Consider the following 26,246-nt stretch of genomic DNA (forward strand, 5'->3'; position numbering starts at 1 on the left):
GTCTGTCTCCTGGAATATTCGGTTCGTCGCACCGGCCGTACCGGCTGCGAGCTGCCTGCGGCCAACGGCTGGCTGCCGGCGGTTGCGTCAGATCGCGGTCACGGATACGACACGTACACGTCGGTCAGCAGGTCGGCCGCGTCGGGCAGCGGCGCGGCCTTCGCCTGCGCGACCGCGTCGTCGATCAGCGCCTTCACCTGGGCGTCGACGGCACGCAGGTCGTCGGTCGTCAGCACTTCGGCGCGCACGACCCGCGCTTCGAAATGCTTCAGGCAGTCCTTCTCGTCGCGCAGCTTCTGCACTTCGCCCGGCGCGCGGTAGGTCTGCGCATCGCCCTCGAAGTGGCCGAAGTAGCGCGTGAACTTCACCTCGACGAGCGTCGGACCGCCGCCGCTGCGCGCGCGTGCGACCGCTTCGCCGAGCGCCTCGTGCACCGCGAAGAAGTCGAAGCCGTCGACGATCACGCCGGGCATGCCGAAGCCGTTCGCGCGATCGGCGATGTTGTCGGTCGCGACCGACCAGCTCGACGACGTCGCTTCCGCGTAGCCGTTGTTTTCGGCGACGAAGATCGCGGGCAGCCGCCACACCGACGCGAGGTTCATCGATTCGAAGATCACGCCCTGGTTCGACGCGCCGTCGCCGAAGAAGCACACGCCGACGCCGCCGGTCTTCTTGTGCTTGGCCGCGAGCGCCGCGCCGCACACGAGCGGGCCACCGGCGCCGACGATTCCGTTCGCGCCGAGCATCCCCATCGCGAGGTCAGCGATGTGCATCGAGCCGCCCTTGCCGTGGCAGACGCCCGTCTTCTTGCCGTAGATCTCGGCCATCATCCCGTGCACGTCGACGCCTTTCGCGATGCAGTGGCCGTGCCCGCGGTGCGTGGTGGCCACGTAGTCCTCGAGACCGAGGTGCAGCATCGTGCCGACCGCGGAAGCCTCCTCGCCCGCGTACAGGTGAACGAAGCCCGGGATTTCGCCGGTCGCGAACTCGACGTGCAGGCGCTCCTCGAATTCGCGGATGGTGCGCATCAGCCGGTAGGCGTCCAGCAGCGTGTCCCTGCTGAGCTGTGTCGAAACGGTCATGTGTGTCTCCTGGATAGGTCTGACTGCGAATGCCGCCGCGGCAATGCCGCAGCGACGGATGGCACGGCGGCCTGCGGCCGTCAGTGAAACGCGAAGCGCCCGTCGATACGCGCGGCCTGCGTGCGCGCCGCGCTGCCATGCGCGCTGGCGGTTGCGAAGGCAATGGCGGCCGGTCGGCCGGGTCGGGCTGTCATGGCGATGTCTCCTCGTCGATGGTTCGGAAGCGGATTGGGGGTGGCTTCGGGAAGCCGCGATCAGAAGCGCCACGCGCCGGCGTCGCGCAACAACTGCCGCGACGACGCGTAACGCAGCGTGCGGCCCACATCGACCGTCAGCGGCCCGCGCCAGTCGAGCGCGATCTCGTAGCGCTCGCCGCGCGCGACTTCGATCTCGCGCTCGCCGTCGAACGCGAGCGTGCCGTGCTCGAACGGAATCGTCTGCCACGCGTCGGGCTCGAGCCGCTCGCAACTGCGCATCACGACGCGATCGACGCGCCCCGGTGCGATCGGCGCGACGAGCGGCGTGCCGGCCGTCTTGCCGTCGGCGGCGAAGCGCATCGCGAGCCCGTGCGGCGCGCTGCGCTCGAGCGGCGCCCACGCGCCGCCGAGCGCGGACAGGCCGATGCCGTCCGGTTCCGCGAACGTCAGGTACAGCGAATCGATGTCGTCGGGCCCCGAGATCGCGCGTGCGCCGATGAAGCGCTGGCGCGCCGCGCACACGTCGACGAGCGCGATCTCCTCGCGCCCCGCGTTCGCGCCCGCGACGCAGCGCACGACGAGCCGCTTGTTGCGCACGAACGCGACGTCGGGCGGCACGGCGCCGGTCGCGGCGAGCCCCGCGGCCACGCCCGCGACGGTCGCCTCGCGATGTTCGGGAAACGCGTTGTTGGTGCCGGTGGACAGCGCGACGAGCGGCGTCGCGCCGCAATGCGCGGCGACCGCGCGATGCGTGCCGTCGCCGCCGAGCACGACGATCAGCGCGGCTTCCATCCGATGCATGTACGCGGCGCCGGCATGCGTGTCGGCCACGGTATCGGAGATCGGCAGGTCGACGAATTCGACGTCGGGCCAGCGTTCGTGCGGCGCGACCGCGCGATGCGTGTCGAGCGCGCGCATCAGCAGCGTCGCGATGCCCGTCTTGTCGCGCAGCGTCAGCACGCGCGCGACGCCCATCGCGCCGAGGCCGGCGAGCAGGCGCACGACCATGTTGGCCTTCTCGGCGGTCGGGAACACGGATGCATGCGTCGTCAGGCGGCGAATGTCGCGCCCCGATGCGGGGTTCGCGATCACGCCGACGGTCACGGGCGTCGTCACGGGCTTGTCTCCATCCAGTGGACCGGCGCTCGCACGCCGGCCCTGCTTCTGTCGTCCGCCGTCATCGAGGACAGCGGATCGTCGTCGCCGACGCGAGCGCGCCGGACTTGCCCGTCATATCTGCAAGCGGCGTGCCACCGTGCGTGCAACGAGTGCGAAACCCGCATCCGGACTGGCTCGGCGGGCAGCGCTGTCGTCACGACCCGTTGCCGCCGCAGCTCGACGACCTGCGAAACCGGCCGTCCGTCTCACGTCGTCGCTCTCCATGCACACCCGTTGCGGCCCGTCGATGCGCATGCCGATCCGGCCCGCATGCCACGCGCATCGCGGCGCGGCGCGCATCGTCGTGCGGGGCGCGGTCGCCGCGCCCGGCGAACGTGCGCGTCTCAACCGTGCGAGACCGGCTGAGATGCCGCTGAGACGAACGTCTCACGCCGCGCGCGTGCTGCGATGCAATGTGATCCGCGCCGGCGGATGTGCTACAAGAACATCGAATTCCCCGCCGTACGGAACCGGAGCCGACCATGCCCTATGCCGTCCCCCAGGCCCAGCACGCCGACCGTGTGCTCGGCGCGCTCGCCGGACGCCTGCCCGCGCCGGCGGATTCCGCGCGCCTGGTGTCGTCGTGGCAGCGCTCGCTCGAGCGCTATGCGCTCGACCCCGCTTCGTCGATCGGCCCGCGCGTGCTGACCGCGGCCGAGCTGCGCGAGGTGCGCGACAAGGAGGAGGCGTTCCTGCGCGCATCGGGCCAGTGCCTGACGCGCCTGCACGACATGATTCGCGTCGCCGACTATTGCGTGATGCTGACCGACGCGCACGGCGTGACGATCGACTACCGGATCGATCGCGAGCGCCGCACCGATTTCCGTCACGCGGGGTTGCACATCGGCTCGTGCTGGTCGGAAAGCGAGGAAGGCACCTGCGGCGTCGCGAGCGTGCTGACCGACCTCGCGCCGATCACCGTGCACAAGACCGATCACTTCCGCGCGGCATTCACCACGCTCACCTGCAGCGCGGCGCCGATCTTCTCGCCGGCCGGCGAACTGATCGGCGTGCTCGACGCGTCCGCGGTGCAGTCGCCGGACAACCGCGACAGCCAGCGGCTCGTGTACCAGCTCGTGCGGCAGAGCGCGGCGCTGATCGAGGACGGCTATTTCGTGCACAGCACCGCGCAGCACTGGATATTGTTCGGTCATCCGAACCGTCACTACGTCGAGGCGCAGCCCGAATGGCTGATCGCGTTCGACGAATGCGGCAATATCGTCGCCGCGAACCGGCACGCGCGCGACGCGCTGCCCGCGCTGCGCGAGCCGCGCCATATCGACGAAATCTTCGATGCGACCGAGATGCCGCTGCGCGATGCCGCGCGGCTCGATGCGATCGTCGCGCTGCGGCTGCGCGCGACCGGCGCGCCGCTCTATGCGCGGTTGCGCGCGCCGCTACGGCGCGCGGGCCGCGAAACCGGCACCGCAGCGCGCCGGCCCGGCACCGCGCAGCGTCACGTGGGCGCGCTGACGCCGTTTTTGCAGAGCAGCGATGCGCGCATCGCGCAGCAGGCCGAACTCGCGCTGCGCGTCGCGAGCAAGCGGCTGCCGATCCTCGTGCTGGGCGAAACCGGCGCCGGCAAGGAAGTCTTCGCCCGCGCGATCCACGATGCCGGCGCGCGGCGCGCGCGGCCGTTCGTCGCGGTCAACTGCGGCGCGCTGCCCGAGGCGCTGATCGAAAGCGAACTGTTCGGTTACGCGGCCGGCGCATTCACCGGTGCGCGCAAGCACGGCGCGCGCGGCAAGATCGCGCTCGCCGACGGCGGCACGCTGTTCCTCGACGAAATCGGCGACATGCCGCTCACGCTGCAGACGCGGCTGCTGCGCGTGCTGGCCGACGGCGAGGTCGTGCCGCTCGGCAGCGATACGCCGGTGCGCGTCGATCTCGACGTGATCTGCGCGACGCACCGCGATCTCGCGCAGATGGTGGCCGACGGCACGTTCCGCGAGGATCTGTACTACCGGCTGAGCGGCGCGACGTTCGAGCTGCCGGCGCTGCGCGAGCGCGCGGACGTGCGCGACGTGATCGCCGCCGTGTTCGCCGAGGAAGCGCAGGCGACCGGCCACGTACTCACGCTCGACGCGACGCTCGCCGAGCAGCTGGCCGCGTATCCGTGGCCCGGCAACGTGCGGCAGCTGCGCAACGTGCTGCGCTATGCGTGCGCGGTCTGCGACGCCGCGCGCGTGACGCGGCGCGACCTGCCGGCCGATCTCGCCGCGCAACTCGGCGGCGGCCCGGCCGGTGCACTGCCGGACGACGAACGCAGCCGCATCGTCGCGGCGCTCACCGCGCATCGCTGGCGGCCCGACGCAGCCGCGCAGGCGCTCGGCATCTCGCGCGCGACGCTGTACCGGCGGATCGCGAAACACCGGATCGTCGCGCCGCACCGCATCTGATGCATGCAGCACGTGGGCGCGCTGCGCGCCGTCACGCGGCGTGCGCGGCCGCGTCGGCCGTGCCGCCTCCGTCGCCGGCTGCCGCATCGCGCCGCGTGAACACTTCGTGCGCGGCGAACAGCGCGTTGAGCGCGGCCGGAAAACCGGCATAGACGGCCATCTGCATGAAGACCTCGACGATCTCGTCACGTGTACAGCCGACGTTCAGCGCGGCCTCGATATGCACCTTCAGTTGCGGCTGCGCATTGCCGAGCGCGGCCAGCGCGGCGATCGTCGCGATCTCGCGCGCCTTCAGGTCGAGCTGCGGCCGGCTATAGATGTCGCCGAAGCCGAATTCGACGAGCAGCCGCCCGAAGTCCGGTGCGATCGGCGCGAGCGCCGCGATCACGCGTTCGCCCACTTCGCCGTCGATTTCCTTCAGCTTGTTCCAGCCGCGCGTGTAGCGGTCTTCAACGAGTCGTTCCATGGTGTCCGTCCTGTTCCGGGGATGATTGAGAAGAGTTCGCCCGTCGTTCCGTCTTGCGCTCCTGCGTCTCGTAGTACGCGATCTTGTCGCCGATCGCGTCGAGGCTCGCCTGCAGCTCCGCGATATGCGCGCGCACCGCGTCGCGATGCGCGCTCAGCAACCGCCGCCGCGCACCGAACGTCGACTCGCCTTGCGCGCGCAGCGCCGCGAACTGCTGCATCTGCGCGATCGGCATGCCGGTCGCCTTCAGGCGCATCACGAAGGCGAGCCAGTCAAGATCGGCCGGTGCATAAAGCCGGTGCCCGGCGGCCGTGCGCGAGATCGCGCGCAGCAGCCCGGCCTGCTCGTAATACCGCAGCGTATGCGTCGACACGCCGGTCAGTTCGGCGACTTGCCCGATCGTCAGCGGACCGGCGGCGGAAGAGGTGGAAACGGTTTTCGACATGGCAGGAACAAGGTTAGGAGTTAGAGTTCACTCTAAGTCAAGCACTGTCGAACGGCCAAGTCCGACAATCGCCGGTTGCACGCATCTGCCCCCGCCGACACCGTAAAGAATGGTCAAAATCGGCGCCGCGCACGGCTTTCCTTCTTTACAGCGACGCAAGCCTTCAGCAAGATTCGGTCAGCCTGTCTTAAAAAGGGCACGCATTTGTCCTATGCTTAACGGCGACGCCCGGCCGGGTTGCGCGCCGCCGTCCGTTGCAACAGCCATTCATCCGTCAGAACCAGGGAGCCTGTGCCATGCTGAAAAAGCTGCTGATGCTGTTCGTCGCGTTATCGCTGTCGCTTGCCGCGGGCTTCGCCGCGGCCGTCGAAGTCAACACGGCCGACCAGGCCGCGCTCGAATCGGTGAAGGGCCTCGGGCCCGTGAAGTCGAAGGCGATCATCGACGAGCGCACCAAGAACGGCCCGTTCAAGGACGCGGACGATCTCGCGAACCGCGTGAAGGGCCTCGGCACGAAGTCGGTCGGCCATCTCGAGGAAAACGGCCTGACGATCGGCGGCTCGTCGACGCCGCCGAAGGGCGTGAAGCTGTCGAAGCCGGCCGCGACGACGTCGGCGACCACCTCGGCCACGACGTCGGCCGGCACCGCCGCGCCGTCCACGTCGACGACCGCGACAGCCGGCACGACGGCAACGGCACCGGCGACGACGGCCAGCGCGCCGGAGGCGGCATCCAAGCCGGCCAAGAGCAAGCGCGCGTCGAAGAAGGAGAAAGCGGCCGCAGCCGCGGCGGCCTCCGCCGACGCCGGCGCAGGCGCGAGCGCGCCGGCCGCGGCGTCGTCCACGAAGGCGGCCAAGGGTTCGAAGAAGAAGAGCAAGAAGGACAAGGCAGCCTCCGCCGCCGCGGCGTCGGGCGCCTGATGTGCGCCGCGCGCGCGACGGCGTGCGCGCGGCATTCGATCAACGGGCGCCGACGTTGCGGCGCCCTTTTCTGTGAAGGTGAACAACCATGGGTCTCCTCGACATCGTCGGCGGTCTGATCGGCGGCCAGGCCGGCGGCAACTCGCAAAGCGCGCTCATCACGACCGCGCTCGAATTCATCAACAACCAGCCGGGCGGCCTGAACGGGCTGATCGAGAAGTTCAAGGCCGGCGGCGCAGGCGACATCATCGGCTCGTGGGTCGGCACCGGCGAAAACCAGCCGATCTCGCCGGACACGCTGCAGAACGTGCTCGGCTCGGACGTCGTCGGCTCGCTCGCGAGCAAGGTCGGCATCGATCCGGCGCAGGCGTCGTCGATCCTCGCGCAGGTGCTGCCGCACGTCGTCAACGGCGCGACGCCGAACGGCGAAGTGCCGGCCAGCGGCCAGGTCGACACGTCGAACGTGCTCGGCACGCTCACGCAGCTCGCCGGCATGTTCGGCGGCAACAAGGCCTGAGCGCGCACGCGTGACAGGCCGGGCGAGCGCGACGCACGCTTCGGCCGCCCCATATGCAAACACCCCGCCGAAGCGGGGTGTTCGTTTTTGCGCGCCCGGCGCGAACCGGGCGTGCGGCCGATCGCCGGCGATCAGTGGACGACGCGATCGAACACGAACTGGCCGTCGTTGACGTCGACCGGGATCACGTCTTTCGGACCGAAGCGACCGGCGAGGATCAGCTTCGCGACCGGGTTCTCGATCTCCTGCTGGATCGCGCGCTTCAGCGGCCGCGCGCCGAACACCGGATCGTAGCCGACCTTCGCGATCTGTTCGAGCGCCGCCGGCGACACGTCGAGTGCCATGTCGAGCTTCGCGAGCCGGTCGTGCAGGCGCGCGAGCTGGATCTTCGCGATCGACTCGATGTTGCTGCGGTCGAGCGCATGGAACACGACGACGTCGTCGATCCGGTTCAGGAACTCCGGACGGAAGTGCTGCTTCACCTCGAGCCACACGGCGTCCTTGATCTCTTCCTGCGGCGAACCGGTCATCGCCTGGATCACCTGCGAGCCGAGGTTCGACGTCATCACGATCACCGTGTTCTTGAAGTCGACCGTGCGGCCCTGTCCGTCGGTCATCCGACCGTCGTCGAGCACCTGCAGCAGCACGTTGAACACGTCCGGATGCGCCTTCTCGATCTCGTCGAGCAGGATCACGCTGTACGGCTTGCGGCGCACGGCTTCCGTCAGGTAGCCGCCTTCCTCGTAGCCGACATAGCCCGGCGGCGCGCCGATCAGCCGCGCGACGCTGTGCTTCTCCATGAACTCGCTCATGTCGATGCGGATCAGGTGCTCTTCCGAGTCGAACAGGAACGACGCCAGCGCCTTGCACAGCTCGGTCTTGCCGACACCGGTCGGGCCGAGGAACAGGAACGAGCCGTACGGACGGTTGGGATCGCCGAGACCCGCGCGCGAACGACGGATCGCATCCGCCACCGCGCTGATCGCCTCGTCCTGGCCGACCACGCGCTCGTGCAGCTTTTCCTCGATGTGCAGCAGCTTTTCGCGTTCGCCCTGCATCATCCGCGACACCGGAATCCCGGTGGCACGCGACACGACTTCCGCGATTTCTTCCGCACCGACCTGCGTGCGCAGCAGACGCGGACGCGTCGGGTTGTGCTGCTCCTGCTCCTCGGCCTGCGTGACCTGCTTCAGCTGCGACTCGAGCTGCGGCAGCTTGCCGTACTGCAGCTCGGCGACCTTCTCCAGCTTGCCTTCGCGCTGCAGGCGCGCGATGTCCGCCCGCACCTTCTCGATCTCTTCCTTCAGCTGCGCGCTGCCCTGCACCGCGGCCTTCTCGGCGGTCCAGATCTCTTCCAGGTCCGCATACTCGCGGCCGAGGCGCTCGATCTCTTCCTCGATCAGTTGCAGGCGCTTCTGCGATGCTTCGTCCTGCTCCTTCTTCACCGCCTCGCGCTCGATCTTCAGCTGGATCAGCCGGCGGTCGAGCTTGTCCATCTCTTCGGGCTTCGAATCGATTTCCATCTTGATCTTCGACGCAGCCTCGTCGATCAGGTCGATCGCCTTGTCCGGCAGGAAGCGGTCGGTGATGTAGCGGTGCGACAGCTCGGCCGCGGCGACGATCGCCGGGTCGGTGATGTCGACGCCGTGGTGCAGTTCGTACTTCTCCTGCAGCCCGCGCAGGATCGCGATCGTCGCCTCGACGCTCGGCTCGTCGACGAGCACCTTCTGGAAGCGGCGCTCCAGCGCGGCGTCCTTCTCGATGTACTTGCGGTATTCGTCGAGCGTGGTCGCGCCGATGCAGTGCAGCTCGCCGCGCGACAGCGCCGGCTTCAGCATGTTGCCCGCGTCCATTGCGCCTTCGGCCTTGCCGGCGCCGACCATCGTGTGGATCTCGTCGATGAACACGATCGTCTGGCCTTCGTCCTTCGCGATGTCGTTCAGCACGGCCTTCAGGCGCTCCTCGAACTCGCCGCGGTACTTCGCGCCGGCGAGCAGCGCGGCCATGTCGAGCGACAGCACGCGCTTGCCCTTCAGCGTCTCGGGCACCTCGCCGTTGACGATCCGCTGCGCGAGCCCTTCGACGATCGCGGTCTTGCCGACGCCCGGCTCGCCGATCAGCACCGGGTTGTTCTTGGTGCGGCGCTGCAGGATCTGGATCGAGCGGCGGATTTCGTCGTCGCGGCCGATCACCGGATCGAGCTTGCCCGCGCGGGCGCGCTCGGTCAGGTCGACCGTGTATTTCTTCAGCGCCTCGCGCTGGCTTTCCGCGTCCTGGCTGTGCACCTGCGAGCCGCCGCGCACCGCGGCGATCGCGGCTTCGAGCGACTTGCGCGTGAGGCCGTGCTGGCGCGCGAGCTTGCCGGCTTCGCCCTTGTCGTCGGACACGGCGAGCAGGAACATCTCGCTCGCGATGAACGTGTCGTTGAGCTTCTGCGCTTCCTTGTCGGCCTGGTTCAGCAGCCCGGCCAGTTCGCGGCCGATCTGGATGTCGCCGCCCGTGCCCGTCACTTGCGGCAGGCGCGAAATGGCCTCGTTCAGCGCGCCTTGCAGCGCCTGCACGTGCACGCCCGCGCGCGACATCAGCGAACGGGCGGAACCGTCCTGCTGCGCGACCAGCGCGGCCAGCACGTGAACGGGTTCGATGTATTGATTGTCGCGGCCTGCCGCGAGGCTTTGCGCGTCCGCGAGTGCTTCCTGGAACTTGGTGGTGAGCTTGTCGATTCTCATTGAGCGAGACCTCCAATTTTCGATTAACACCAAGATGAGGATCGTTATACGGGTTTCAAGCGGATTTCCGGTTGATTCAGCGCAAAAATCGGCAGACGGCGACGCAACTGCCCGCACGCGGGCGCCGCCGCAGGATGACCGGGCGGTGCCGGCGCGTCAGTCCTTCGACGCGGCTTCGGCGCACGCCGATGCATCGCCGTCCGACGGCTCGGCGCGCATGAGCGCGACCGGATGGATGCCCAGCAGCGCGACGAGCGGCGACGCCGGCGCGGCCAGCTCGCCGATCGTATGACGGTCGAGTTCGGCGAAGAACGCATCGCGCGCGGCCGCCAGCACGCCCTTCAGACGACACTGCGGCTCGATCACGCAGCCGCGTGACTCGCCGTCGGCCGCAAAGCAGCCGACCAGCGCGAAGTCGCTCTCGGTCGCGCGCACCACCTGGCCGACGGTCAGCTTCAACGACTCGGAGAACAGCCGCAGCCCGCCGTTGCGGCCGCGCACGGTGTCGACCCAGCCGAGCTCGCCGAGCTGCTGGACGACTTTCATCAGATGGTTCTTCGAGATGCCGTAGGCGTCCGAGATCTCCTGGATCGTCGCCAGCCCCTCGCCGCGCACGGCGAGGTACAGCATGACGCGCAGCGAGTAGTCGGTGTAGTCGGTGAGTCTCATGGGCGAATACGGAAAATTGTCGATCGTGCCCCGATTATGCGAATCCGGTCAATCGGGACGCGCGCCGGGCCGGCTGTCGCGACCGCCAGACGGCACGGGTTGCCGGAACGGCCTGCGCGCAATAAGATGCATGGCATCTACGCATTTTTCAGGCATTGGTGGACGCTATTTTGCGTCAAAATTCGAGCGGCGTCCTGCGCATTGCCCGCACTGCCGTTCCACCGGCACGTGGCCGACGCGTCGCCCATGCCCCGCTATCCCGGCCCTTTTTGTCATGACTGCCCTGCCCGCCTCGCCCGACACCGCGCCGGCCCGCCCGCGCGACGCCGAACCGACCGAAGACAACATCCGCGACCTCGTGTACGCGTTCTACGACCGCGTGCGCGCCGATCCGCTGCTCGGCCCCGTGTTCGACGCGAAGCTCGACGGCCGCTGGGACGATCACCTGCCGAAGATGGTCAGCTTCTGGTCGAGCCTCGTGCTCGGCACCAAGGGTTATCGCGGCAACGTGCAGCAGGCGCACCAGCCGCTCGACGGGATCGAGCCCGCGCACTTCAGCCGCTGGCTGTCGTTGTTCCTGAAGACCGTCGAGGGCCGCTACGCGCCGCCTGCGGCCATTCGCTTCATGGAGCCCGCGCTGCGGATCGCGCAAAGCCTGCAGCTGAGCCGCTTCGGCTGGGATTACCAGATTCCGCCGGAGCAGCAGGCGCTGCTCGACGCGATCGCGCCGCGCCGCCGCGACGCGGGCGACGATCCGCATGCGCTGCCGTCGCGCGCGCGCGGCGAGCCGTTTCCGACGAAGATCATCGGGCGCAGCGTCGATTCGGACGCGTAACGCCGCGAATCGCGGCGCTTGCGCGCTGCGGCACGGCGCCGCACGCCGCGTATGCGGCGCTCAACGGCGCGTGTTGCCCGATTCGATGCCCCAGCGCGCGAGCGCCGCATCGTCGGTGCTGCGCGCGTCGACCCAGCGCTCGCCGCTGGGCGTCGTTTCCTTCTTCCAGAACGGCGCCTCCGTCTTCAGGTAGTCCATCACGAACTCGCACGACGCGAACGCGTCGCCGCGATGCGACGCGACGGTCGCGACCATCACGATCTGGTCGAGCGGCAGCAGCCGGCCGACGCGGTGCACGATCGCGACGTCGATGCCCGGCCAGCGCCGGCCTGCGTCGGCGGCGATCTTCTCGAGCGCCTTCTCGGTCATTCCCGGATAGTGCTCGAGCTCCATCGCGGCGACGGAATCGCCTTCGTTCAGGTCACGCACCGTGCCGACGAAGCACGCGACCGCGCCGATCTTCGGGTTGCGCGCGCGCAATGCCGCGATTTCGGCGTTCAGGTCGAAATCGTCGGTCTGCACTCGTACCGTAGCCATCCTCTGCTCCTGTCGACCAGAGTTAGCGCTTTAGCGCTTACTCTGGTCCCATGCTTCGCGGTCGACCAGAGTTAGCGCTTCAGCGCTTGCCCCGATCCCATGCTTCGCGGTCGACCAGAGTTTGCGCTTCAGCGCTTACTCTGGTCCCATGCTTCGCGGTCGACCAGAGTTAGCGTCAACGCTTACCTCCGGTCCCGCGCAAATGCTCAACCGCCCGTGACCGGCGGAAAGAACGCGACCTCGCAACCGTCGGTAAGCCTGGTGCCGGGATCGGTCATCTCGTGATTGCACGCCATGCGCAGCGCGCGCCCTTCGGCGAGCGTCTCGGCCCACGCGCCGCCGCGCTGGCGCAGCCACGCGCGCACGTCGCCGACGGTCGTCACGCCGTCCGGCACGTCGGCCTGTTCGTCGGACACGCCGAGCGCCTCGCGCACGCTTGCAAAGAATTTCAGCTGAATCTTCATGGTCGGGAAGCCGTCGCGTTACGACAGCAGTTCGGAAAACGGAATGAAACGCACGGTCTCGCCTGCGCTGATCGCGTGCTGCGGCGGATTATCGATCAGCCCGTCGCCCCACACGGTCGACGTCAGCACCGCCGAGCTCTGGTTCGGGAACAGGTCGAGGCCGCCGGCCGCATTGACGCGTGCGCGCAGGAATTCGTTGCGCCGGTCGCCCTTGCTCTGCGAGAAGTCGGCGCGCAGCGACAGCGCGCGCGGCGCAACGTCGCGCACGCCGGACAGGCGCAGCAGGAACGGCCGCACGAACAGCAGGAACGTGACGAAGCTCGACACCGGGTTGCCCGGCAGCCCGATGAAGTGCGCATCGGCGCGGCCGTCGCCGCGGCGCACCGCGCCATACGCGAGCGGCTTGCCGGGCTTCATCGCGATCTGCCATAGCGCGAGCCGGCCTTCGGCCTCGACGGCAGGCTTCACGTGATCCTCGTCGCCGACCGATACGCCGCCGCTCGTCAGGATCACGTCGTGGTCGCGTGCGGCTTCGCGCAGCGTGTCGCGGGTCGCGGCGAGCGAGTCGGGCACGATCCCGTAGTCGGTCACGTGGCAGCCGAGCCGCTCGAGCAGCCCGCGCAGCGTGAAGCGGTTCGAGTTGTAGATCGCGCCGGGCTTCAGCGGCTCGCCGGGCATCGTCAGTTCGTCGCCGGTAAAGAACACCGCGACGCGAATCCGCCGCGCGACCGGCAGCTGCGCGCAGCCGACCGATGCGGCCAGGCCGAGCGCCTGCGGCGTGAGCCGCGTACCGGCAGGCAGGATCACCGCCCCCCGGCGGATGTCCGTGCCCTGCGCCGTGATCCATTCACCGGCTTTCGGCGTGTGCAGGATTTCGACCGCATCGCCGTCGGCCGCCGTCTGCTCCTGCATCACGACGGCATCGGCACCGGGAGGCACCGTCGCGCCGGTGAAGATCCGCGCGGCCGTGCCCGCGGCGAGCGGCGCGGCCGGATGACCGGCGGGGATCCGCTGCGACACCGGCAGCCGCCGTTCGCCGTGCAGCAGATCGGCGACGCGCACCGCATAGCCGTCCATCGCGCTCGTGTGCATCGGCGGCACGTCGAGCGGCGAGCTCACGTCGGCGGCCAGCACGCGGCCGAGCGCATCGAGCGTCGCGACGGTTTCGGTACCGGGCAGCGGCTTCGCGGCATCGAGCAGCGCGGCAAGCGCTTCGGCGGTCGACAGCATCGGCGCGCGCGGCGCCGCGGGATTCGGGTTCGACATCGATGGAATCGGGGATCGTTGGAGTCAATACGTCATTGTAGCGACGCCGCCGCGCCCACGCGCGATATGGCCGGCATGCGAAAACTGTGATCGGCGCGAACGCACGGCACTGGCACTTGTTTCGCCCGACGGTTCGCCCGACGTCGTGCCGCACGCCTGCGCATCGCCATGCACCGGCCAAACGAAACGGCCGGAACCCCGACTCGCGCGACGAATCGGCATTCCGGCCGTCCTGCGCCGCCGGGCGTGCGACCCGGCGGCGCGACGTTGCGCGCCGATGCGCGCTTATGCACCCGTATGCGCGGCGATGAAGTCCTTCACCTGCTGCGCGTCGGCCTTCACGACCTCGAAGCGCTGCGGCAGCGCCTCGAGCCCGTCGAAGGCGGCCGGACGCTCGGCTTCGCGATCGAGCGCCTCGCGGATCGTCTCGCCGAACTTGATCGGCTGCGCCGTCTCGAGCACGACCATCGGCACGCCCGCATCGAGATGCTCGCGCGCGACCTTCACGCCGTCGGCCGTATGCGTGTCGATCATCGTGTCGTAGCGCGAGAATACGTCGCGGATCGTCGCGATGCGGTCGGCGTGGCTGCTGCGGCCCGACACGAAGCCGAATTCGGCCACGCGCGCGAAATCGCCGCTCGCCGCGAGATCGAAGCCGCCCTTCTCCTCGACGTCGCGGAACAGCTGCATCACGCGTGCCGGATCGCGGCCGAGCAGGTCGAACACGAAGCGCTCGAAGTTCGACGCCTTCGAGATGTCCATGCTCGGACTGCTCGTGTGATACGTGTTCTCGGCGCTGCGCACGCGGTACGCACCGGTGCGGAAGAACTCGTCGAGCACGTCGTTCTCGTTGGTCGCGACCACGAGCTTCGCGATCGGCAGCCCCATCATCCGTGCGATGTGACCCGCGCACACGTTGCCGAAGTTGCCCGACGGCACCGTGAACGACACGCGTTCGTCGTTCGACGCCGTCGCCGCGAAATAGCCCTTGAAGTAGTACACGACCTGCGCGACGACGCGCGCCCAGTTGATCGAGTTGACCGTGCCGATCTTCTGCTGCGCCTTGAACGCGTGATCGTTGGACACGGCCTTCACGATGTCCTGGCAGTCGTCGAACACGCCTTCGACCGCGAGGTTGAAGATGTTCGGATCCTGCAGGCTGAACATCTGCGCCGTCTGGAACGCACTCATCTTCTTGTGCGGCGACAGCATGAACACGCGCACGCCAGCCTTGCCGCGCATCGCGTATTCGGCCGCGCTGCCCGTGTCGCCGGACGTCGCGCCGAGGATGTTCAGCGCTTCGCCGTGCTTCGCGAGCGTGTACTCGAACAGGTTGCCGAGCAGCTGCATCGCCATGTCCTTGAACGCGAGCGTCGGGCCGTTCGACAGCTCGAGCAGCGACAGCGCCGCGCCGCGCTCGGTGCCGAGCGTCTTCAGCGGCGTGATGTCGGACGCGTTCTCGCCGTGGCGCGTGTTGCTGTACACGGCGGCCGTGTACGTGCGGCGCGTGATCGCGCGCAGGTCGTCGGCCGGCACGTCGTCGCAGAACTTCGACAGGATCTCGAACGCGAGATCCGCGTACGGCAGCGTGCGCCAGCGCGCGAGCTCGTCGGCCGACACCTTCGGGTATTCGGCCGGCAGGTACAGCCCGCCGTCCTTCGCGAGGCCGCCGAGCAGGATGTCGGAGAACGTATGGCGCTCGCCGATGCCGGCGCCGCGCGTGGAGATGTAGTTCATGTCGTTCCTGGTCCTCAGTTCAGCGCTTCCATGCGCAGCTTCGTCACCTTCGAGACCACCGTCGCGAGGCTCTCGATCTGCGCGATGGCCGCGTTCACGTGCTTCTCGACCGTCACGTGCGTGATCAGGATGATGTCGGTTTCGCCGTTCGCGTCGTCGATCTGCTCCGACTCCTTCTGCAGCAGCGCGTCGATCGAGATGCCCGATTCGGCGAGGATGCGCGTGATGGCGGCGAGCACGCCGGTCTGGTCGGCCACGCGCAGGCGCAGGTAGTAGCCGCTCGTGACTTCCTCGATCGGCAGGATCGGCGTGTTCGACAGGCTGTCCGGCTGGAACGCGAGATGCGGGACGCGATGCTCGGGGTCGGCCGTGTGCAGGCGCGTGACGTCGACGAGATCCGCGACGACCGCCGACGCGGTCGGTTCCGCGCCCGCGCCCTTGCCGTAGTACAGCGTCGTGCCGACCGCGTCGCCGTGCACGACGACCGCATTCATCGCGCCCTCGACGTTCGCGAGCAGGCGCTTCTCGGGAATCAGCGTCGGGTGCACGCGCAGCTCGATGCCGTTTTCGGCGCGGCGCGCGATGCCGAGCAGCTTGATCCGGTAGCCGAGCTCTTCCGCATAGCGGATGTCGGTCGCGTCGAGCTTGCTGATGCCTTCGACGTACGCACGGTCGAACTGGACCGGCACGCCGAACGCGATCGCGCTCATGATCGTCGCCTTGTGCGCGGCGTCGACGCCCTCGATGTCGAAGGTCGGATCGGCTTCCGCGTAGCCGAGCTCCTGCGCGGCCTTCAGCGCGGTCGCGAAGTCGAGGCCGCGGTCGCGCATTTCCGACAGGATGTAGTTCGTCGTGCCGTTGATGATGCCCGCGATGTACTGGATCCGGTTGGCCGTCAGGCCTTCGCGCAGCGCCTTGATGATCGGGATGCCGCCGGCGACGGCCGCTTCGAACGCGACCATCACGCCCTTCTCGCGCGCGGCCTCGAAGATCTCGGTGCCGTGCACCGCGAGCAGTGCCTTGTTCGCGGTCACGACGTGCTTGCCGTTCGCGATCGCGCGCAGCACCAGCTCGCGCGCGATGCCCGTGCCGCCGATCATCTCGGCGACGATCGAGATCGACGGATCGTCGACGACCGCGTTGAAGTCATCGGTGATCTGCGCCGTGCCGGCGTGCGCGCCGAGCGCGGCCTGCGCCTTGGCCGGGTTGCGCACCGCAATGCGCGCGACCTCGATGCCGCGCCCCGCGCGGCGCTTGATTTCTTCCTGGTTGCGGTTCAGCACCGTGAAGGTGCCGCTGCCGACGGTGCCGAAGCCCAACAGGCCAACTTTGATCGGTTCCATGCTGCGTGTGATCGATGAGTAAGAATGAATGAATGCCGGATGACCTTGCCGCTCACACCGAATGGCGTTTGCGGTAGCCGTCGAGGAAGCGCGCGATCCGGTTGATCGAATCGGTCAGGTCGTCGAGGTTCGGCAGGAAGACCACGCGGAAGTGATCCGGCGCCGCCCAGTTGAAGCCCGTTCCCTGCACGAGCAGCACGCGCTCCTCGAGCAACAGGTCGAGGATGAACTGCTGGTCGTTCTGGATCGGATAGAGCTTCGGATCGAGGCGCGGGAACATGTACAGCGCGGCCTGCGGTTTCACGCAGGTCACGCCGGGAATCGACGTGAGCATGTCGTACGCGAGTTCGCGCTGCTTGTACAGGCGCCCGCTCGGCACGATCAGCTCGTTGATGCTCTGGTAGCCGCCGAGCGCGGTCTGGATCGCGAACTGGCCGGGCACGTTCGCGCACAGGCGCATCGACGACAGGATCCCGAGCCCTTCGAGGTAATCCTTCGCGCGCCGGCGGTTGTCGCCGCCGAGGCCCGACACGGCCATCCAGCCCGCGCGGTAGCCGCACGAGCGATAGCTCTTCGACAGGCTGTTGAACGTGACGGTGATCACGTCTTCCGACAGCGAACCGAGCGCGGTGTGCTCGAGCCCGTCGTAGACGATCTTGTCGTACACCTCGTCGGCGAACACGATCAGCCCGTGCTCGCGCGCGATCGCGAGCAGCTCGAGCAGCAATTCGTCGGAATAAAGCGCGCCGGTCGGGTTGTTCGGGTTGATCACGACGATCGCCTTGGTGTTCGGCGTGATCTTGCGGCGGATGTCGTCGAGGTCGGGCATCCATGCGTTCTGCTCGTCGCACACGTAATGCACGGGCGTGCCGCCCGACAGGCTCACGGCGGCCGTCCACAGCGGATAGTCGGGCGCGGGCAGCAGCACTTCGTCGCCGTCGTTCAGCAGCGCCTGGGTCGCCATCACGATCAGCTCGGACGCGCCGTTGCCGATGTAGATGTCGTCGAGGCCGACGCCCACGACGCCTTTTTGCTGCGTGTAGTGCATCACGGCCTTGCGCGCCGAGAACACGCCCTTCGAGTCCGAATAGCCGGACGACGCCGGCAGGTTGCGGATCATGTCCTGGATGATCTCGTCCGGCGCGTCGAATCCGAACGGCGCGAGGTTGCCGATGTTCAGCTTGATGATGCGGTGGCCTTCTTCCTCGAGGCGCTTCGCGTGCTCGAGCACCGGGCCACGGATGTCGTAGCAGACGTTGAGCAGCTTGTTCGACTTCTGAATCGGTTTCACGACGACACGGTTCCTGGGTTGGCCTTGCGGCCGGGGGACGGGATCAAAACTGGAGAGCGGCCGGTCTGTGCGCGCTGTCTAGACTGGGAAAAAGCGGCGGCCGGACGCGGCTTGTGGCGGCGCACGACGCAAGTGGCGCCCGCGGGCGACCAAAAAGTTATAATTTAGCGGATTTTGGCCGACTTTCGCAATGCACCATGGCCGCTCCGGGCCCGCGCCGTCAAGCGTCCGGCGCGCGCCGGGCGCGAAACCGGCCGCCCGGGCCCGTGCGGCCCCTGCCAGACATTTCCCCTACGGAACCGCGGAATACCGATTTGAAACTGCACCAGGACTCGAGCGGCGCGCTCAATACCGTTACCGGCTACGGCCCCGATTATGTCGACGTCAATCTCCAGCGCCACGAAGGGAGCGTCATCGTGCTGCCCGGCGCACCGGTGCGCGAGTGGCCCGTGTCGTCGTTCGACGCGCTCGCGCCCGAGCACTTCGCGATGCTGCTCGACCCGGCGCCCGAACTCGTGATCTTCGGCAGCGGCGCGCGGCTGCGCTTTCCGCACCCGCGGCTCGTGGCCGCGCTCACGGCCCAGCGGATCGGCGTCGAGACGATGGATTTCCAGGCCGCCTGCCGCACCTACAACATCCTGATGGCCGAGGGCCGCAAAGTCGCCGCCGCGCTCTTAATTGAACGTTAAGCGCCGATGCGGTAAAACTCGGGCCGGCGCACCGGGTCGATCCCCGGATCATCGTCCGGATCGAACCCGGCCGGCCGCCCGCCCCCGGCGCCACCCGCCGGCGGCCCATCACAACAACCAACAGGCTGAAAATCCATGAACGATACGCCGTCGAGGCTACCGCTCAACCGCATCACGCTCGTCCTCCTGCTCGTCGCGCTCGCGATCGTCTGGTTCGCGCCGCTCGGGCTGCGCCACCTGATCCCGAGCGACGAAGGCCGCTATGCGGAAATGGCGCGCGAAATGTTCGTCACCGGCGACTGGATCACGCCGCGCTACAACGGCTACAAATACTTCGAGAAGCCGCCGCTGCAGACCTGGCTGAACGCGCTGACGTTCGCGTGGTTCGGCATCGGCGAATGGCAGGCGCGGCTCTACACGGGCCTCGCGAGCTTCGCCGGCGTGCTGCTGGTCGGCTTCACCGGCGCGCGCCTGTTCAACCCGCTGTCGGGCTTCCTCGCGGCGGTCGTGCTCGCGTGCTCGCCGTACTGGAACCTGATGGGCCACTTCAACGCGCTCGACATGGGGCTTGCGTTCTGGATGGCGCTGTCGCTCTGCGCGCTGCTGCTCGCGCAGCGGCCGGGCCTGCGCGCGGGCGCGGCGCGCGGCTGGATGTGGACCTGCTGGGCCGCGATGGCGTTCGCCGTGCTGTCCAAGGGCCTCGTGGGGCTGATCCTGCCCGGCGCGGTGCTGGTGCTCTATACGCTGATCGCGCGCGACTGGGCGCTGTGGAAGCGGCTGTACCTCGTCAGCGGCCTCGTGATCTTCTTCGCGATCGTCACGCCGTGGTTCGTGCTCGTCCAGCAGCGCAACCCCGAATTCTTCAATTTCTTCTTCATCGTCCAGCAGTTCCGCCGCTACCTGACCCCGGAACAGAACCGCCCGGGCCCGCTGTATTACTTCGTGCCGGTGCTGCTGGTCGGCTTTCTGCCGTGGCTGTCGGTCGCGTGGCAGAGCATCCGCCATGCGCTGCGCATGCCGCGCCAGCCGAACGGCTTCTCGCCGATGCTGGTGCTGCTGATCTGGAGCGCATTCATCTTCCTGTTCTTCAGCGCATCGCATTCGAAGCTGATCTCGTACGTGCTGCCGGTCGCGCCGGCGCTCGCGCTGATGATCGGCGCCTACCTGCCGCTGATGAGCGCCGAGCGGTTCCGCCGTCACCTGCTCGGCTACCTGGTGTTCTTCGTCGCCGCGGCGTTCGGGATCATCGCGCTCGCATACCAGGGCGACGCCCGTACGCCGAACGCGCTGTACCGCGCGTTCCAGATGTGGCTGTACGCGGGCCTTGCGGTCGCCGGCGCGCTGACGCTCGGCGCCGCGTGGCTGAACCGCCGCGTGGGCGTCGCGGCCGCGATCACCGCATTCGGTGCCGCGTGGCTCGCGTTCGGCACGATCGGCGGCACCGGTCACGACGAATTCGGCCGCTACAGCTCGGGCGCGCTGCTCGCGCCCGCGGTGCGCGCCGAACTCGCGAAGCTGCCGCCCGACACGCCGTTCTACTCGATCGAGATGCTCGATCACACATTCCCGTTCTACATGGGCCACACGACGATCATGGTCCAGCGCCAGGATGAACTCGCGTTCGGGATCTCGGTGGAGCCGAACAAGTGGATCCCGACCGTCGACCAATGGATCGAGCGCTGGAAACAGGAAACCCACGCGCTCGCGATCATGCCGCCCGGCCAGTACGACGCGCTGGTCAAGCAAGGCGTGCCGATGCGCGTGATCGCGCGCGACAACCGCCGCGTGATCGTCGAGAAACCGCAATCGTAAGGACGCCCGCCGCATGAATCCCGTTTCGTTCGTCTGCATCATCACCGGCGTGATGCTCAACGCCTGTGCGCAACTTCTGCTGAAAGCCGGCGTCAACGCCGTTGGACACTTCGAATTCAGCCGTGCGAACATCATCCCGGTCGGATTCAAGATCGCGACCCAGTTGCCGATCATCGGCGGCCTCGGCTGCTACGTGCTGAGCGTCGTCGTGTGGATCCTCGGGCTGTCGCGGGTCGACGTGTCGATCGCGTACCCGATGCTGTCGCTCGGCTACGTCGTCAACGCGTTCGCCGCATGGTACCTGTTCGGCGAAGTGCTGTCGGTGCAGCGGCTCGTCGGCATCGCGATCATCCTGATCGGCGTGCTGGTGCTGGCGCGCAGCTGAGTGCGCGCGGTGGCCCGGCCGCACCGCCGGGCACCGGCATGGGCCGTCGGGCATTAAGCGCCCGCCTACAAAAAATCACGGTACGAAACCCCCAACCGGTGTTTAATGCCGGTTTCGGGCCGGATCGCCCGGTCCCTTTATTACCAGCCATTACAGGCAAACCGCATTCATGAGCCAGACTACCGCTCCGTTTCTGCCGTTCACCCGCCCCGAGATCGACGAGGAAACCATCCAGGGCGTCGTCGAAGTGCTGCGCTCGGGCTGGATCACCACCGGCCCGCAGAGCCAGAAGTTCGAAGCCGCGCTGTCCGAGTATTGCGGCGGCCGTCCGGTCCGCGCGTTCAACTCCGGCACGTGCACGCTCGAGATCGGCCTGCGCATCGCGGGCGTCGGCCCCGGCGACGAAGTCATCACGACGCCGGCCTCGTGGGTGTCGACCAGCAACGTGATTCTCGAGACCGGCGCGACGCCGGTGTTCGCCGACATCGACCCGGTCACGCGCAACATCGACCTCGACAAGCTCGAGCAGGCGATCACGCCGCGCACGAAGGCGATCATCCCGGTCTACCTGGCCGGCCTGCCGGTCGACATGGACCGCCTGTACGCGATCGCGCGCACGCACGGCCTGCGCGTGATCGAGGACGCGGCCCAGGCGCTCGGCTCGACGTGGAAAGGCCGGCGCATCGGCGCGATCGGCGACATCGTGTCGTTCAGCTTCCACGCGAACAAGAACCTGACGACGATCGAAGGCGGCGCGCTCGTGCTGAACACCGCAGCCGAAGCGGCGCTCGCCCAGAAGTACCGGCTGCAGGGCATCACGCGCAGCGGCTTCGACGGGATGGACTGCGACGTGCTCGGCGGCAAGTACAACCTGACCGACGTCGCCGCGCGCGTCGGCCTCGGCCAGCTGCCGCACCTCGAGCGCTTCACCGCGCAGCGCCGCGCGCTCGCGCGCGCGTATTTCGCCGCGCTCGCCGGCGGCCCGGCCGCGAAACTCGGGCTCGGCCTGCCCGTCGCCGATTTCGAGAACGGCAACTGGCACATGTTCCAGGTCACGCTGCCGCTCGACCGGCTGTCGATCTCGCGCGCCGATTTCATGGCGCAGATGAAGGAGCGCGGCATCGGCACGGGCGTCCACTACCCGGCCATCCACCTTTTCACGCTGTATCGCTCGCTCGGCTTCAAGGAGGGCATGTTCCCCCACGCCGAGCGGTACGGCGCCTCGACCGTCACGCTGCCGCTCTTCACGCAGATGACGGAAGACGACGTGCGTCGCGTGGCCGACGCCGTCAATCAGATTTGCGAACAATACGGAAAATAAGCGTACATGAATCACCTTGAAGCACGCGCCGGGCATCCGGGCGCCGCGAACCCGGAGGTATCGGTCATCATCCCCGTGTACAACGAGGAAGACGGCCTGGCTGCGCTGTTCGCGCGGCTGTACCCGGCACTCGACGCACTCGGCACGTCGTACGAAGTGATCCTGATCAACGACGGCAGCCGCGACCGCTCGGCCGCGATGCTCGCGGACCAGTTCCACGTACGTCCCGACACGACGCGCGTGGTGCTGCTCAACGGCAACTACGGCCAGCACATGGCGATCCTCGCCGGCTTCGCGCAGTCGCGCGGCGACATCGTCATCACGCTCGATGCCGACCTGCAGAACCCGCCCGAGGAAATCGGCAAGCTGATCGCGAAGATGCGCGAAGGCTACGACTACGTCGGCTCGATCCGCAAGCAGCGTCAGGACAGCCTGTGGCGGCGCAAGGCATCGCAGATGATGAACCGGCTGCGCGAGCGCATCACGCGGATCAAGATGACCGACCAGGGCTGCATGCTGCGCGCGTACAGCCGCCGCATCATCGACACGATCAACGTGTGCGGCGAAGTGAACACGTTCATTCCCGCGCTCGCCTACACGTTCGCGCAGAACCCGACCGAAATCGAGGTCGCGCACGAGGAGCGCTTCGCGGGCGAGTCGAAGTATTCGCTGTACAGCCTGATCCGGCTGAACTTCGACCTCGTGACGGGCTTCTCCGTCGTGCCGCTGCAGTGGCTGTCGTTCATCGGCGTGATCCTGTCGCTCGGCTCCGCGGCGCTGTTCGTGCTGCTGCTCGTGCGCCGCTTCATCGTCGGCGCGGAAGTGCAAGGCGTGTTCACGCTGTTCGCGATCACGTTCTTCCTGCTCGGCGTGATCATCTTCGCGCTCGGCCTGCTCGGCGAATACGTCGGCCGCATCTACCAGCAGGTGCGTGCACGGCCGCGCTACCTGATCCAGGCCGTGCTCGAGCAGCACGAAGGCGTGCCGCCGGTGCCGGCCGCCGCGAGCCGCACGGAGGCCGCGCAATGAAGCCGCGCGCGGTCGTCTTCGCGTATCACAACGTCGGCGTGCGCTGCCTGCAGGTGCTGCTCGCACGCGGCGTCGACGTCGCGCTCGTCGTCACGCACGAGGACAACCCGAACGAGAACATCTGGTTCGGCAGCGTCGCGTCGGTTGCCGCCGAGCACGGGATTGCCGTCGTCACGCCGGCCGATCCCGCCGATCCGGCGCTGCGCCGCGCGGTGTCCGACGCGCAGCCGGACTTCATCTTCTCGTTCTACTACCGCCACATGCTGCCGGCCGACCTGCTGGCGATCGCGCCGCGCGGCGCGTACAACATGCACGGGTCGCTGCTGCCGAAATACCGGGGTCGGGTTCCGACCAACTGGGCCGTGCTGAACGGCGAAACGGAAACGGGCGCGACGCTGCACGAAATGGCCGCGAAGCCGGACGCCGGCGCGATCGTCGGCCAGACCGCGGTGCCGATCCTGCCGGACGACACGGCCGCGCAGGTATTCGACAAGGTGACGGTCGCCGCCGAGCAGACGCTCTGGCGCGTGCTGCCCGCGCTGCTCGCGGGCGATGCGCCGCACCTGCCGAACGACCTCGCGAATGGCAGCTACTACGGCGGGCGCAAGCCGGAGGACGGCCGCATCGACTGGTCGCAGCCGGCCGCGCAGGTCTACAACCTCGTGCGCGCGGTCGCGCCGCCGTATCCGGGCGCGTTCACCGACATCGGCGGCACGCGCTTCGTGGTCGCCCGCGCGCGCGTTGCTTCGCCCGGCAGCGCCGCCGCCGCGGCCGCGGCGAATTTGCCGCCCGGCCTGCACGTAAGCGATAATGCGCTATTCGGCGTCTGCGGCGACAGCCGCGCCCTATCCATTCTCGAGCTGTGGCAGCAGCGCGACGGCAGCGAAACCGTCGTGACGCCCGCGGAATTCGCGCAGTTCATTCATTCTTCCCGTCATTCATGAAAGCAAAAAAAGTCCTGATCCTGGGTGTGAACGGCTTCATCGGCCATCACCTGTCGAAGCGCATTCTTGAAACCACCGATTGGGAAGTGTTCGGCATGGACATGCAGACCGACCGGCTGGGCGACCTCGTCAACCACGAGCGGATGCATTTCTTCGAAGGCGACATCACGATCAACAAGGAGTGGGTCGAGTATCACGTGAAGAAGTGCGACGTGATCCTGCCGCTCGTCGCGATCGCGACGCCCGCGACCTACGTCCAGCAGCCGTTGCGCGTGTTCGAGCTCGACTTCGAGGCAAACCTGCCGATCGTGCGTTCGGCCGTCAAGTACGGCAAGCACCTCGTGTTCCCGTCGACCTCCGAGGTCTACGGCATGTGCTCGGACGAGCAGTTCGATCCCGACGCGTCGGCGCTCACCTACGGCCCGATCAACAAGCCGCGCTGGATCTACGCATGCTCGAAGCAGCTGATGGACCGCGTGATCTGGGGCTACGGGATGGAAGGCCTGAACTTCACGCTGTTCCGTCCGTTCAACTGGATCGGCCCGGGCCTCGACTCGATCTACACGCCGAAGGAAGGCAGCTCGCGCGTCGTCACGCAGTTCCTCGGCCACATCGTGCGCGGCGAGAACATCAGCCTCGTCGACGGCGGCTCGCAGAAGCGCGCGTTCACCGACATCGACGACGGCATCAGCGCGCTGATGAAGATCATCGAGAACAAGAACGGCGTCGCGTCGGGCAAGATCTACAACATCGGCAATCCGAAGAACAACTTCTCGGTTCGCGAGCTCGCGCACAAGATGCTCGAACTGGCCGCCGAGTTCCCGGAATACGCGGATTCCGCGAAGCAGGTGAAGCTCGTCGAGACGACGTCCGGCGCGTACTACGGCAACGGCTACCAGGACGTGCAGAATCGCGTGCCGAAGATCGACAACACGATGCAGGAGCTCGCGTGGGCGCCGCAATCGACGTTCGACGACGCGCTGCGCAAGATCTTCGAAGCGTATCGCGGCCATGTCGCCGACGCCCGCGCGCTCGTCGAACAGCAGAACTGACGGGACGCTCGCTTGGCTCGTATCGTCCTCAAGATCGACGTCGACACGCTGCGCGGCACGCGCGAAGGCGTGCCGAATCTCGCGCGCATCTTCGACCGCTTCAATGCGCGCGCGACCTTCCTCTTCAGCCTCGGGCCCGATCACACGGGCTGGGCGCTGCGGCGCGTGTTCCGCCCCGGCTTCCTGAAGAAGGTGTCGCGCACGTCGGTGGTCGAGCACTACGGCGTGAAGCAGCTGATGTATGGCGTGCTGCTGCCGGGCCCCGACATCGGCCGCCGCGCGATCGCCGACATGCGCGCGATCCATGAGGCCGGCTTCGAATGCGGGATCCATACGTGGGATCACGTGTACTGGCAGGACAACGTGCGCGTGCGCGATCGCGACTGGACCGCGCGTGAAATGCAGAAGAGCCACGCGCGCTTCGTCGACGTCTTCGGCGCGCCGCCCGTCACGCACGGCGCGGCCGGCTGGCAGATGAACGACGCCGCGTTCGAGCAGATCGACGCATGGGGGATGCGCTACGCATCCGACGGCCGCGGGCATTCGCCGTACCTGCCCGTCGTCGGCGGCCGCACGCTGTCGCACGTGCAGATGCCGACCACGCTGCCGACGCTCGACGAAGTGCTCGGCATCGACGGCATCGACACGCACAACGTCGCCGCGCACATCCTGAAGTTCACCGAAACCAATCCGCACGACCAGGTGTTCACGCTGCATGCGGAACTGGAAGGCCAGAAGCTCGCGCCGGTGTTCGAGCAACTGCTCGCCGGCTGGCGCGCGCAGGGCCATACGTTTGCGACGATGGGCGACTACCACGCGACGCTGGACCGCGACTCGCTGCCATCGTACCCTGTCGCGTGGGGCGAAATTCCCGGCCGCTCCGGCGAACTGATCGTCCAGCCCGACTGACGTTTGCGCGCAGGCGCCGCCTGCGCCGCCCTTGCGGCGTGCCGCCGCGA

General features: G+C 67.9%; 24 protein-coding genes. 12 read left to right on the forward strand and 12 right to left on the reverse strand.

Annotated features, from left to right (window positions below; translation table 11 throughout):
* Positions 1-98: 98 nt before the first annotated feature.
* Together Q3A80_RS00250 and Q3A80_RS00255 are read right to left on the reverse strand one after the other, a co-directional pair.
* Positions 99-1,082 (reverse strand): thiamine pyrophosphate-dependent dehydrogenase E1 component subunit alpha, encoded by a 984-nt coding sequence (locus tag Q3A80_RS00250; RefSeq protein ID WP_446327159.1) that lies wholly within the window; start codon positions 1,080-1,082, stop codon positions 99-101.
* A 254-nt stretch (positions 1,083-1,336) separates the two neighbouring features.
* The gene (locus tag Q3A80_RS00255) at positions 1,337-2,395 is read right to left on the reverse strand and encodes an ATP-NAD kinase family protein (RefSeq protein WP_446327160.1); all 1,059 of its coding nucleotides are present in this window, start codon (positions 2,393-2,395) and stop codon (positions 1,337-1,339) included.
* Between the two features lie 524 nt (positions 2,396-2,919).
* Here Q3A80_RS00255 and Q3A80_RS00260 point away from each other — a divergent pair.
* Positions 2,920-4,836 (forward strand): sigma-54-dependent Fis family transcriptional regulator, encoded by a 1,917-nt coding sequence (locus Q3A80_RS00260; protein WP_446327161.1) that lies wholly within the window; start codon positions 2,920-2,922, stop codon positions 4,834-4,836.
* 31 nt (positions 4,837-4,867) lie between these two features.
* Here Q3A80_RS00260 and Q3A80_RS00265 read toward each other — a convergent pair whose 3' ends face one another.
* Positions 4,868-5,302, reverse strand: a complete 435-nt coding sequence (locus tag Q3A80_RS00265) for a carboxymuconolactone decarboxylase family protein (RefSeq protein ID WP_446327162.1) — start codon at positions 5,300-5,302, stop codon at positions 4,868-4,870.
* Positions 5,286-5,747: a MerR family transcriptional regulator gene (locus Q3A80_RS00270; protein WP_446327163.1), complete on the reverse strand. Its 462-nt coding sequence runs from the start codon at positions 5,745-5,747 to the stop codon at positions 5,286-5,288. The genes Q3A80_RS00265 and Q3A80_RS00270 overlap by 17 nt, the downstream gene beginning before the upstream one ends.
* A gap of 296 nt (positions 5,748-6,043) precedes the next feature.
* Between Q3A80_RS00270 and Q3A80_RS00275 the strand changes: the two genes are divergently transcribed.
* The gene (locus tag Q3A80_RS00275) at positions 6,044-6,667 is read left to right on the forward strand and encodes a ComEA family DNA-binding protein (protein ID WP_446327164.1); all 624 of its coding nucleotides are present in this window, start codon (positions 6,044-6,046) and stop codon (positions 6,665-6,667) included.
* An 88-nt stretch (positions 6,668-6,755) separates the two neighbouring features.
* Entirely contained in the window at positions 6,756-7,184 is a 429-nt protein-coding gene (locus tag Q3A80_RS00280; protein ID WP_446327165.1) for a YidB family protein, read from the forward strand.
* Positions 7,185-7,315: 131 nt separating this feature from the next.
* On the opposite strand, the gene clpB is transcribed toward Q3A80_RS00280, so the two are convergent.
* Together clpB and Q3A80_RS00290 are read right to left on the reverse strand one after the other, a co-directional pair.
* Entirely contained in the window at positions 7,316-9,913 is a 2,598-nt protein-coding gene (gene clpB / locus Q3A80_RS00285; protein ID WP_446327166.1) for an ATP-dependent chaperone ClpB, read from the reverse strand.
* A 156-nt stretch (positions 9,914-10,069) separates the two neighbouring features.
* Positions 10,070-10,582, reverse strand: coding sequence for an Rrf2 family transcriptional regulator (locus Q3A80_RS00290; protein ID WP_446327167.1), 513 nt, complete (start codon positions 10,580-10,582; stop codon positions 10,070-10,072).
* 274 nt (positions 10,583-10,856) lie between these two features.
* Between Q3A80_RS00290 and Q3A80_RS00295 the strand changes: the two genes are divergently transcribed.
* Positions 10,857-11,417, forward strand: coding sequence for a group III truncated hemoglobin (locus Q3A80_RS00295; RefSeq protein ID WP_446327168.1), 561 nt, complete (start codon positions 10,857-10,859; stop codon positions 11,415-11,417).
* 60 nt (positions 11,418-11,477) lie between these two features.
* Here Q3A80_RS00295 and Q3A80_RS00300 read toward each other — a convergent pair whose 3' ends face one another.
* The 6 genes from Q3A80_RS00300 to Q3A80_RS00325 form a co-directional block, all read right to left on the reverse strand.
* Positions 11,478-11,954: a molybdenum cofactor biosynthesis protein MoaE gene (locus tag Q3A80_RS00300; RefSeq protein WP_446327169.1), complete on the reverse strand. Its 477-nt coding sequence runs from the start codon at positions 11,952-11,954 to the stop codon at positions 11,478-11,480.
* 206 nt (positions 11,955-12,160) lie between these two features.
* On the reverse strand, positions 12,161-12,418 hold the full coding sequence (gene moaD / locus Q3A80_RS00305; RefSeq protein ID WP_446327170.1) for a molybdopterin converting factor subunit 1: 258 nt from the start codon (positions 12,416-12,418) through the stop codon (positions 12,161-12,163).
* Between the two features lie 18 nt (positions 12,419-12,436).
* Positions 12,437-13,684 (reverse strand): molybdopterin molybdotransferase MoeA, encoded by a 1,248-nt coding sequence (locus tag Q3A80_RS00310; protein ID WP_446327171.1) that lies wholly within the window; start codon positions 13,682-13,684, stop codon positions 12,437-12,439.
* A 285-nt stretch (positions 13,685-13,969) separates the two neighbouring features.
* Positions 13,970-15,421 (reverse strand): threonine synthase, encoded by a 1,452-nt coding sequence (thrC, locus tag Q3A80_RS00315; protein WP_446327172.1) that lies wholly within the window; start codon positions 15,419-15,421, stop codon positions 13,970-13,972.
* Between the two features lie 14 nt (positions 15,422-15,435).
* Positions 15,436-16,764 (reverse strand): homoserine dehydrogenase, encoded by a 1,329-nt coding sequence (locus Q3A80_RS00320; protein WP_446327173.1) that lies wholly within the window; start codon positions 16,762-16,764, stop codon positions 15,436-15,438.
* Between the two features lie 52 nt (positions 16,765-16,816).
* On the reverse strand, positions 16,817-18,055 hold the full coding sequence (locus tag Q3A80_RS00325; RefSeq protein WP_011657054.1) for a pyridoxal phosphate-dependent aminotransferase: 1,239 nt from the start codon (positions 18,053-18,055) through the stop codon (positions 16,817-16,819).
* A gap of 314 nt (positions 18,056-18,369) precedes the next feature.
* Between Q3A80_RS00325 and Q3A80_RS00330 the strand changes: the two genes are divergently transcribed.
* The 8 genes from Q3A80_RS00330 (at position 18,370) to Q3A80_RS00365 (ending at position 26,196) form a co-directional block, all read left to right on the forward strand.
* Positions 18,370-18,744, forward strand: a complete 375-nt coding sequence (locus Q3A80_RS00330) for an Mth938-like domain-containing protein (RefSeq protein WP_446327174.1) — start codon at positions 18,370-18,372, stop codon at positions 18,742-18,744.
* A 135-nt stretch (positions 18,745-18,879) separates the two neighbouring features.
* On the forward strand, positions 18,880-20,556 hold the full coding sequence (locus Q3A80_RS00335) for a phospholipid carrier-dependent glycosyltransferase (RefSeq protein WP_446327175.1): 1,677 nt from the start codon (positions 18,880-18,882) through the stop codon (positions 20,554-20,556).
* 13 nt (positions 20,557-20,569) lie between these two features.
* Positions 20,570-20,941 (forward strand): EamA family transporter, encoded by a 372-nt coding sequence (locus Q3A80_RS00340; protein ID WP_446327176.1) that lies wholly within the window; start codon positions 20,570-20,572, stop codon positions 20,939-20,941.
* A 169-nt stretch (positions 20,942-21,110) separates the two neighbouring features.
* Entirely contained in the window at positions 21,111-22,262 is a 1,152-nt protein-coding gene (locus tag Q3A80_RS00345) for a DegT/DnrJ/EryC1/StrS family aminotransferase (RefSeq protein ID WP_446327177.1), read from the forward strand.
* A 6-nt stretch (positions 22,263-22,268) separates the two neighbouring features.
* A complete protein-coding gene (locus tag Q3A80_RS00350) occupies positions 22,269-23,291 on the forward strand; it encodes a glycosyltransferase (RefSeq protein WP_446327178.1) in 1,023 nt (340 codons plus the stop codon).
* On the forward strand, positions 23,288-24,235 hold the full coding sequence (locus Q3A80_RS00355) for a formyltransferase (RefSeq protein ID WP_446327179.1): 948 nt from the start codon (positions 23,288-23,290) through the stop codon (positions 24,233-24,235). The genes Q3A80_RS00350 and Q3A80_RS00355 overlap by 4 nt, the downstream gene beginning before the upstream one ends.
* Positions 24,232-25,287, forward strand: a complete 1,056-nt coding sequence (locus tag Q3A80_RS00360) for a bifunctional UDP-4-keto-pentose/UDP-xylose synthase (protein WP_052111046.1) — start codon at positions 24,232-24,234, stop codon at positions 25,285-25,287. The genes Q3A80_RS00355 and Q3A80_RS00360 overlap by 4 nt, the downstream gene beginning before the upstream one ends.
* Positions 25,288-25,299: 12 nt before the next feature.
* Positions 25,300-26,196: a 4-deoxy-4-formamido-L-arabinose-phosphoundecaprenol deformylase gene (locus Q3A80_RS00365; protein WP_446327180.1), complete on the forward strand. Its 897-nt coding sequence runs from the start codon at positions 25,300-25,302 to the stop codon at positions 26,194-26,196.
* Positions 26,197-26,246 lie beyond the last annotated feature (50 nt).

The organism is Burkholderia sp. SR8 (assembly GCF_052851275.1).